Origin of the sequence: Ilyobacter sp., assembly GCF_041583315.1 — a bacterium.
In the GTDB taxonomy this organism is placed as follows: domain Bacteria; phylum Fusobacteriota; class Fusobacteriia; order Fusobacteriales; family Fusobacteriaceae; genus Ilyobacter.
This window is the reverse complement of record NZ_JBFHGC010000049.1, coordinates 1-8849: the sequence shown is the minus strand read 5'-3', so window position 1 is coordinate 8849 and position 8849 is coordinate 1. Positions and strand designations below refer to the sequence as shown.

Here is an 8849-nt window from a genome sequence, read left to right as displayed (position 1 = left end):
CCAGAGATATCTTTTCTATGAGGAGGAGCTGGTCTGCCTCGAAAGAATAGAGGTCTCCTATAAACAAAAGAAGTTTTTCAAGGGAGTTTTGTGGAAATTCTAAAAGTACCTTTATTTTTTTCAGATTTTTTTCAAAACTGTTCCACCAGTAAGCCGAGGTGAATTTTTCGGATATAGTCAGATCATTTCTCCTGTAAAAAAGCCTTTCCAGGTCTATCCCCCTGAGATAGTCTGTAAATTCCCGGAATTCCTCCTCCTCTATACTCTCCATGAGGTGTCCCTGGATAAGAGTGATGAGTCTCCTGTTGTCAAATGGTTTGGAGAGAAAAGCAAGAAGGTCTCCCATAAATTCAAGGGTTTCCAGAAGTTTTTCCGGTATGTCTGCCAGCACCTGAAATTTTACCTGCTTTTTTTTGAGTACTCTTCCAGCCTTTTCTATCTGGAAATTCTTGGGAAAAAGTACCGCGGCTTTTTTATCCGGGTATTTTTTTGAGAAAGCCTCTATAAAGCTTCCCATTTTTTCGAGCTCCTTCTCCTCTGTTTCTTCCATAAATGATTTTATTCCGTAGGTTTCCACCTCTGGATTGGCAGGAGTGCTACCTAAAGGAACTTCTTTTATCATCTGTTCTGCTAGTGCCCCCCGAGCCTCCTTCAGAGGATGTTCTCTGTTTACATAGTCTACAAAAAGGTTTGCCAGATCCATGATCTCACGGCTGCTTCTTCCTGCTGTAAACATCTCTGCCCTGGGATTTGCCCTCAAAAAATCCTTAAACAGCCTGGGAGAAGATGAGGTAAAGGTGGAAAGGATGCTCTGATTGAGGTCTCCCACCTTTACAAGATTTCCATTGGTTATAAGTTTCAGAATCTTATTCTGGAGATAGTTGCTGTCCTGGGCTTCATCTTCAAATATGTATCTGTATTTTCTTTTGTAATTTTCACAGAGTTCATCATCCTCACTCAAAATTTTATGGCACAGATAGAGAAGGTCGTCATAGTCTAGAAACCCTTCTCTCTTGCACAGCCTGTCATAACGTATATAGACCTCTCCTGCTATCTTGAGAAGACTTCCCTTCCCGTATTTACTGGTCTCACTGTGAAGTCTCTCTGGTGAGATGCTGAGGTTTTTGCACCTGGATATAAGCCTTAATATTATTCTTATGAGTTCATCGTTCCATTTTTTATAAGATTTTTCTGATTTTTCAGAAGGTTCTATGAAATAATCTATTAAATCCTGCTTGTCTCTTTTATAGTCGTTCATGGCCACGGATATGAGGTGAAACATATTTGAATTTGTTATAGTCCTGTACTCATTAGACAGACCTATTTTATAAAGGTTGTCCCTTATGATTTCATTGGTAAGCTTATGAATGGTCATCACCTGGAATCTGTTTTTAAATCCCCCTTCAGACCCCAATATTTCACTTATTCTGTTTTTAAAGTTTATAACCGAGGAGTTCATATAAGTAAGTATCAGAATCTGCTCTCCCTCTTTCAGCTCTTCCTCTATAAGTTTCGCCGCCAGATGACTCAGTATAAAAGTCTTTCCTGCTCCGGGCACTGCTGGTATTCCAAGCTTTCCCTCTCTGTATTTCAGTATTTCTTTCTGTTCGTCTCTGTAGTCTATATTCATAAAGAACTCCCTTTTTTCCCGAGATCATATTTGAATTATATTGAATATTCCTCCAATTGGCAAATTAATCTAAGTTTCTTAAAATTTCATAAAAATTTTACATTTGATCTGATTTCTGATAGATTTAGTATAGAAACATATTTCAAATTGATTGCAAAGGAAAACCTTAGGTTTTGTAGTAATATTTATTTAATGAAACAAAATATATTATAATTAGGAGGCAAAAATCATATGAAAAAAATAATTACTGTTCTTTCACTGCTTTTTTTAATTTCACTATCTTCTTTTGCTCAGGAAAAACCCCTTGTTGTAGGTATGGAGCTGGCATATCCGCCCTTTGAGATGACTGATGCAAAAGGAAATCCTACAGGAATCAGCGTGGACATGGCAAAAGCTTTGGGAGAGTATCTCGGAAGAGATATCGTTATCGAAAACATGAGTTACGGAGGACTAATTCCGGCTCTGAAAACTAAAAAAGTCGATATCATTCTTTCATCTATGACAATCACAGATCAGAGAAAAAAATCCATAAACTTCTCTGACCCTTATGCAAAATCATACCTTACTCTTCTTGTAAACAAGAGATCCCCTGTAAAAAGACCTTCTGACTTAAATACCAGAGGTGTTAACATTGCAGTAAAAAAAGGAACTACAGGACATGTTATTGCCACCCAGTACTTTCCAAAGGCCAACATTATGGTATTTGAAAAAGAGTCTGTCTGTGTGCTAGAAGTAACTCAGGGAAAGGCTGACGCCTTTATATATGACCCGCTCACTGTATTTAAAAACTGGAAGAAAAACCCAGAAACTACAAGACCTATATTTGATCAGTTCCAGAAAGATGTGGAATACTGGGGTGTAGGGTACAGACACGGCGAAGATGCCCTTGGAAAAGAGATCAATGGATTCATAAAAGAATTCAAAGAAAACGGAGGTTTTGACAGACTTGCTGAAAAATACCTCACCGAGCAGAAAAAAGCATTTGATGAAAAGGGACTTCCTTTCTTCTTTTAATACTTTAAATAAATCTGTTGCAGAAAGGATCTTTTATGGAAGATACTCTTAAAAAATGTGGAAAACAATGTAAAGATAAAAAACGTAAGATGAGTCTGAAAAATCTTTTTTTCAGAGAAAGCAGGGAACAAGAAGCTTCCAGGGCTGTGGAAATCATAAACATTATAATTATTATTGCAATTATTTTTGCGATATTTGATTTTGCCTTTGGAAGACTCGAATACAACTATATGTGGAAAGAGACAATCATAGACTACAGATATAAGTTTATAAAAGGCTTTTTTATAACTGTGGCCATATCGTTTTTTTCTCTCTTTTGCAGCCTTATCATAGGTACACTAATGGCAATAGGACAGAGAGTGACATTCCTGCCTGTCTACTACTTCAGTAAATTTTATGTGGAATTTATAAGGGGAACACCACTCATAGTCCAGATATATCTTTTTTTCTATGTTATCGGTACGGCCTTCAATATAGGAGACCGTTATATTATGGGAATACTCATAATGGCAAGTTTTTCTGGAGCCTATGTAGCAGAGATAATAAGATCGGGAATAGAGAGTATCGGTGCCAGTCAGCTAGAGACTGCCAAAGCCTTGGCCTTTACTCCTTTCCAGACCTATAGGTACATAATCCTACCTCAGGTGATAAAGAGGATCACACCTCCTCTTGCAGGTCAGTTTGCTTCTCTTATCAAGGATTCATCACTGCTGTCTATTATTGCAGTAAATGAGTTTACAAAAAATGTACAGGAGGTCGACTCCCTCACCTTTGCTCCTGTGGAAAACTATTTTATTCTTGCAGTGGGATACCTTGTTCTAACATATCCAGTATCACATTACTCCAAGTATCTAGAAAGGAAGTTCTCGTATGAATCTTAACATAACAAACCTCACAAAAATATATGGAGAACAGACTGTTCTAGACAAACTCTGCCTCAATTTGAAAGATGTACATTCTCTCGTGATAATAGGACCTTCCGGAGGAGGAAAGTCTACTCTCCTCAGAATCCTGGGAGGACTGGAGCCACCTGAAGGAGGGAGTATTAAGATTGATAATGAGGCTGTTCCCGTCGAGGAAAAAGAACTCAGAAACTACAGAAAAGGTGTAGGGGTGGTCTTTCAGGCCTTCAACCTCTTTCCACACCTGTCAGCCATTGAAAATATAACACTTCCTTTGATAAAGGTGCATAAATTATCTGAAAAAAATGCAAGGGAGAGGGCTGTAGCTTTACTAGAAAAATTTCAGCTGGAGGAGCATATCCACAAGAAACCTTCACAACTTTCTGGTGGTCAGCAACAGAGGGTTGCAATTATAAGAGCTATGGCTCTAGATGCAAAGTTTTTACTTTTAGACGAGCCTACATCAGCTCTAGATCCGGCCTTGACATCAGAAGTGCTAGACACTATCATTGCCCTCCGACAGGAAAAAAAAGACCTCATTTTAATCACTCACGAGATGGGATTTGCAAAAAATGTAGCAGACTATATAATATTTGTGGATCAGGGTAAAGTTCTGGAACATGGTTTTCCTGGAGATATCCTTGTGAACCCTCAAACAGATGAACTCAGGGCTTTTCTCGGAAAAACTCTTAAATATTAAAAAGCAGCCTTTTAGAAAGGCTGCTTTTTTTAGTTATCTTACTATGACAAAACTTTCTTCTATAAATATCTAGTCAATATTTTTGTGTTACTTTTTCATATTCCTTTTTTTTAGTTCTTTAAAAATAAAAACCGACAGTATCACTATCCCAATAATCAATGGAATTCTCATTAAGTCCTCCCTTTCATAATTAAATTTCACTCAAAATGATTTTCTCTTTCCTGATCTCTATCTGAAACTTTTGAAAAACTTCTTTTTCCAGCATCTCATCTTTATTCAAGAATAATTCTTTTTTATTTTTTGGAAAAGACTTCACAAAGCATTCCACTTTGGATGCATCAGCCCTCCCAAAAGCCTCCCAGACACCCTCTATACAAATGGGCTTGTGACTCCTGGTATATTTCGCTCCCCGCCCTTCTAGGTGCTCTGTGTAGCGTTTTTCCCAATCTCTGGCTATCCCTGTATAGAGTGAGTTATCCTGGCATCTGAGAATATATATGTAATAGGGCACTTTCTTTCCCAAACTCACCACCTCTCCCCTATGATACAGTCTCAATGGAAAAAAATCAAATTTGAAATTTTTGCAAAGGTTTTTTCAATATATCTGGGTATATTATTTTTAGTCTAAATTTCAAAGGAGGGGTAGCATGCTGACTGAAATATATGACCCGTTAAAGGGTGAGATGTTCCAGGTCATGGACCAGACAGGGAAAATTGTAAATGAAGAATATATGCCTGATATTTCTGACGAGCTTATTTTAAAAATGTACAGGGTTATGATGCTCTCAAGGACACAGGATGAAAAATCGCTTCAGTATCAGAGACAGGGAAGAATGCTTACATTCGCTCCGTCCATGGGACAGGAAGGAGTCCAGGTGGCCAGTGCAGCAGCCATAGAAAAAACAGACTGGGTGGCTTCTGCTTTTCGTGAAAATGCCACATGGCTTTGGCTAGGTCAACCCATGGAGAATCTCTTTTTATACTGGATCGGAAGCGAAGAGGGAAGCAGGATTCCGGAAGATGTGAATCTTCTGCCTATAGCCGTACCCATCGGAACACAGTGTAACCATGCCGTTGGGATCGGAATGTCTATAAAATTCAGAAAACAAAATTCTGTTGTTTTGGCCTATATCGGTGACGGAGGTACTTCAGAAGGAGAGTTTTACGAGGCTATCAACTATGCAGGGGCCATGAACACCCCAAATATTTTTATTATACAAAATAACCAGTTTGCCATCAGTACCCCGAGGGCTCTTCAGACCAAGGCAAAGACCCTGGCACAAAAAGGAGTGGCCGCAGGGATACCCTGTATACAGGTCGACGGTAATGATATTCTGGCAGTCTATGCCGCAGTAAAAGAAGCCGTGGAAAGAGGAAGGAAGGGCGAAGGTCCCACTCTTATAGAGGCTGTCACATACCGAATAGGTCCTCACACCACTGCCGATGATCCTACGATATACAGAACAGATGAATACCATCAGGAGATGCTGAAGACAGACCCTCTCATAAGAACAAAAAACTATATGATTGAAAAGGGTATCTGGAGTGATGAAAAGGAAACTGCCTTGAAAGAAGAGCTTGAAAGTTTAGTGGAGGAAACCTTTAAAAAAATAGAAAAAACTCCCGAAACCCCTGTAGAAGAGATATTCAAATACACCTACGCCGAGATGACGGAAAATCTCAAAGAGCAGTTTGAGGAGTACAAGAGCTTTATTCAAAGGGGTGATAAATGATGGCCGTTTTAAATAATATAGAGGCTTTGAACCAGGCTCTCATGCAGATGATGGAAGCCGATGACACAATAATAGTTTTCGGAGAGGACTCAGGATTTGAAGGAGGAGTTTTCAGGGCTACAAAGGGGCTCCAGGAAAAATTTGGAAAAGAGAGATGTTTTGATACACCCCTTACTGAGGCCGGTATAGTGGGCTCCGGTATAGGTATGGCTATTACAGGTCTGAAACCCGTTGCCGAAATACAGTTTCAGGGTTTTGTCTTCCCTGCAATGAATCAGATAATGATTCACGCTGCCAGGATGAGAAATCGTAGCAGAGGCAGGTTCACTGTTCCCATGGTCATTAGGATGCCTTACGGAGGGGCAGTGAGGGCTTTAGAACATCACTCTGAGAGTATAGAGGCACTCTTTGCCCACATTCCCGGGCTCAAGGTTGTCATTCCTTCAAATCCCTATGATACAAAAGGGCTCATGATATCTGCCCTGAAAGATCCAGATCCTGTTATATTTTTAGAACCAAAAAGACTATACAGGGCTTTTAAACAGGAGATTCCAGACGAGATGTATGATGTTCCCATCGGCAAGGCAAGAATAATGCAGGAAGGGGAAGATATCACAGTGGTGGCGTGGGGAGCAATGGTTCCAGAATGCCAGAAGGCTCTGGAGATTCTTAAGGAAAAGAAAATAAGTGTCGAGCTCATAGACCTTCGGACAATCTCCCCTATAGACAGAGAGACTGTGGCTGAATCTGTGAAAAAAACAGGTAGATTCCTGGTGGTTCATGAAGCTGTAAAATCCTTCGGAGTAGGGGCAGAGCTCATCTCCATTGTCAATGAAAAAGCATTTTTGAGCTTGGAAGCACCTCCTGGCAGGCTGACCGGTTTTGATATAACCGTACCTCTGGCCAAGGGAGAACACCATTTCATAATAACCCCTGAAAAAATAGCGGACAAAGTCATGGAGATTATAAATTTCTAAAGGAGGGATTCTATGTATCATTTTAAATTTGCAGATATAGGGGAAGGAATCCACGAAGGAAAACTCCTTGAATGGATGGTAAAAGAGGGAGACCCTGTAAAAAGCGGTGACTCACTTTTTCTCGTGGAAACCGATAAAGTCAATGCAGAGATTCCATCTCCTGTAAAAGGGACAGTCTCCAAGCTTATGGCCCAGGTAGGGGATATCATAAAGGTAGGAGATGTCGTTATCGATATAGATGACGAGGAAGCCGTGGAAGCTGCTGTCGTTGAGAAAAAAGAAGTCGAGAAAGAAACAGAAAAAGAAGTAGAAAAGGAACCTGAAAAAAAAGCGGAAGTAGATGTACCCATTGAAAATATGGAGAAGGTCACAACAAAAACTCCGGAAAAAACCCCTGAAGAGGGGCAGTCCAAGGAAAAGGCAGAAGAAAAAAGTGCCGGAGTAGTGGGTGAGATAACTGTCTCCAATGATCTTATCCCCAGCTTTACCGAGTCAAAAAAAGAAGAATTACCGACCAGAAAAAAAGTCCTTGCCACCCCTGTTGCCAGAAAGATGGCAAAAGATATGGGTGTGGATATCACTCTGATAAAAGGAAGCGGTACAATGGGAAGGGTCATGAAGGAAGATATCAAAAATTTTCACTCTTCTGAAGTGGTTGAAAAAAAAGAAGGCGAACCTGTGGGAATCCAGGCTGCTCCACAGAAGGGTCCGGTGGAAGAGGTGGAACTTTCTAACATAAGAAAAAGTATATCAAAGGCTATGACACTTTCAAAGCAGCTCATTCCCCACACTGTTCTCATGGATGAGTTTGACGTGACCTCACTTGTGGAGTTTAGAAAGGAATCCAAAGAGGAGGCTCTCCTCCAGGGAATAAAACTTACCTATATGCCTTTTATAATAAAGGCCGTCACTATCGCTCTGAAAGAGTTCCCTGTATTCAACTGTGTATATGATCATGAAAACGAAAAACTTATTTTAAAGAAATTCTACAATATAGGGGTGGCTACAGATACTCCAGACGGCCTTATGGTCCCTGTAATAAAGGAGGCCGAGCACAGGGGTATACTTGAGACTGCAAAGGAAATGAACAGGCTTATAGAGGCTGCCAGGGATAAAAAACTTACTCTTGATGATATACAGGGCGGGACATTTTCCATTACAAATTACGGTGCCCTGGGATCTCTTTTCGGTACTCCCATAATAAAACACCCTCAGGTGGCAATTCTTGGAATAGGTAAAATAAACAAGAAACCTGTTGTTTCAGAAGAGGGATATATTGAAGTGAAAGATATAATGCCAATATCTATGGCTGTGGATCACAGAATCATAGACGGAGCAGATGCAGGTCGTTTTGTAGAAAGACTCAAACAACTTCTTTCTAACCCAAAACTTCTTCTCATGAGTTAGGAGGTGTAACATGGATTATGATATTATTGTCCTCGGAGGAGGTCCCGGAGGATATGTGGCCGCTATAAAAGCTGCTCAGATGGGTGCAAAAACAGCCATAATAGAGATGGGAAGTTTCGGGGGAGTGTGTCTCAACTGGGGCTGCATTCCCACAAAAACCCTTTTGAAAAGTGCAAAAGTCTATCAGTATATCCTCCACTCTTCCAAATACGGAGTAGATATAGATGATCTCTCCACAGTAAAAATAAACTGGGAGAATATGCTACAAAGAAAAAGAGATGTTATAAAAAAACTAACCTCTGGAGTCGAATTTCTCCTGAAAAGTAACAAGGTCGATATCTATCGGGGGTTCGGAAATGTAATTGATAAAAACAGTATAGAGGTCAACGGCGAGAAGCTCATATGTAAAAATATGATACTTTCCACAGGATCATCTCCAAATATTCCCGACCTTCCGGGAATAAAAGAGGGGGTAGAAAAGGGGAT

At 40.1% G+C, this 8849-nt stretch carries 9 protein-coding genes; 7 read left to right on the top strand and 2 right to left on the bottom strand.

Annotation, left to right across the window (positions count from 1 at the left end; all coding sequences use genetic code 11):
* A partial coding sequence (locus tag ABZA26_RS03060) for a UvrD-helicase domain-containing protein (RefSeq protein WP_372713049.1) occupies positions 1 to 1630 on the bottom strand: 1630 nt, incomplete at its 3' end.
* Between the two features lie 231 nt (positions 1631 to 1861).
* On the opposite strand from ABZA26_RS03060, the gene ABZA26_RS03055 reads away from it, so the two are divergent.
* From ABZA26_RS03055 to ABZA26_RS03045, 3 genes are read left to right on the top strand one after another with little or no spacing between them, the layout of a single operon-like run.
* Positions 1862 to 2644 (top strand): transporter substrate-binding domain-containing protein, encoded by a 783-nt coding sequence (locus tag ABZA26_RS03055; RefSeq protein ID WP_372713048.1) that lies wholly within the window; start codon positions 1862 to 1864, stop codon positions 2642 to 2644.
* 35 nt (positions 2645 to 2679) lie between these two features.
* Entirely contained in the window at positions 2680 to 3525 is an 846-nt protein-coding gene (locus ABZA26_RS03050) for an amino acid ABC transporter permease (RefSeq protein WP_372713047.1), read from the top strand.
* The gene (locus tag ABZA26_RS03045; RefSeq protein WP_372713046.1) at positions 3515 to 4246 is read left to right on the top strand and encodes an amino acid ABC transporter ATP-binding protein; all 732 of its coding nucleotides are present in this window, start codon (positions 3515 to 3517) and stop codon (positions 4244 to 4246) included. Before ABZA26_RS03050 ends, ABZA26_RS03045 begins: the two co-directional genes overlap by 11 nt.
* A 190-nt stretch (positions 4247 to 4436) precedes the next feature.
* On the opposite strand, the gene ABZA26_RS03040 is transcribed toward ABZA26_RS03045, so the two are convergent.
* Positions 4437 to 4769: a GIY-YIG nuclease family protein gene (locus ABZA26_RS03040; RefSeq protein ID WP_372713045.1), complete on the bottom strand. Its 333-nt coding sequence runs from the start codon at positions 4767 to 4769 to the stop codon at positions 4437 to 4439.
* Between the two features lie 124 nt (positions 4770 to 4893).
* On the opposite strand from ABZA26_RS03040, the gene pdhA reads away from it, so the two are divergent.
* The 4 genes from pdhA to ABZA26_RS03020 all read left to right on the top strand — a co-directional run.
* Positions 4894 to 5979 (top strand): pyruvate dehydrogenase (acetyl-transferring) E1 component subunit alpha, encoded by a 1086-nt coding sequence (gene pdhA, locus ABZA26_RS03035; RefSeq protein WP_372713044.1) that lies wholly within the window; start codon positions 4894 to 4896, stop codon positions 5977 to 5979.
* Positions 5976 to 6956 (top strand): alpha-ketoacid dehydrogenase subunit beta, encoded by a 981-nt coding sequence (locus tag ABZA26_RS03030; protein ID WP_372713043.1) that lies wholly within the window; start codon positions 5976 to 5978, stop codon positions 6954 to 6956. The genes pdhA and ABZA26_RS03030 overlap by 4 nt, the downstream gene beginning before the upstream one ends.
* A gap of 12 nt (positions 6957 to 6968) precedes the next feature.
* Positions 6969 to 8363: a dihydrolipoamide acetyltransferase family protein gene (locus ABZA26_RS03025; RefSeq protein ID WP_372713042.1), complete on the top strand. Its 1395-nt coding sequence runs from the start codon at positions 6969 to 6971 to the stop codon at positions 8361 to 8363.
* A 10-nt stretch (positions 8364 to 8373) separates the two neighbouring features.
* Positions 8374 to 8849, top strand: a 476-nt coding sequence (locus tag ABZA26_RS03020; RefSeq protein WP_372713041.1) for an FAD-dependent oxidoreductase, incomplete at its 3' end; no start/stop codon positions are given.

Excerpts from the sequence above, each read along its gene's own strand:
- ABZA26_RS03055 (WP_372713048.1), top strand. The coding sequence starts at position 1,862 with ATGAAAAAAATAATTACTGTTCTTTCACTGCTTTTTTTAATTTCACTA.
- ABZA26_RS03050 (WP_372713047.1), top strand. The coding sequence starts at position 2,680 with ATGGAAGATACTCTTAAAAAATGTGGAAAACAATGTAAAGATAAAAAA.
- ABZA26_RS03045 (WP_372713046.1), top strand. The coding sequence starts at position 3,515 with ATGAATCTTAACATAACAAACCTCACAAAAATATATGGAGAACAGACT.
- pdhA (WP_372713044.1), top strand. The coding sequence starts at position 4,894 with ATGCTGACTGAAATATATGACCCGTTAAAGGGTGAGATGTTCCAGGTC.
- ABZA26_RS03030 (WP_372713043.1), top strand. The coding sequence starts at position 5,976 with ATGATGGCCGTTTTAAATAATATAGAGGCTTTGAACCAGGCTCTCATG.
- ABZA26_RS03025 (WP_372713042.1), top strand. The coding sequence starts at position 6,969 with ATGTATCATTTTAAATTTGCAGATATAGGGGAAGGAATCCACGAAGGA.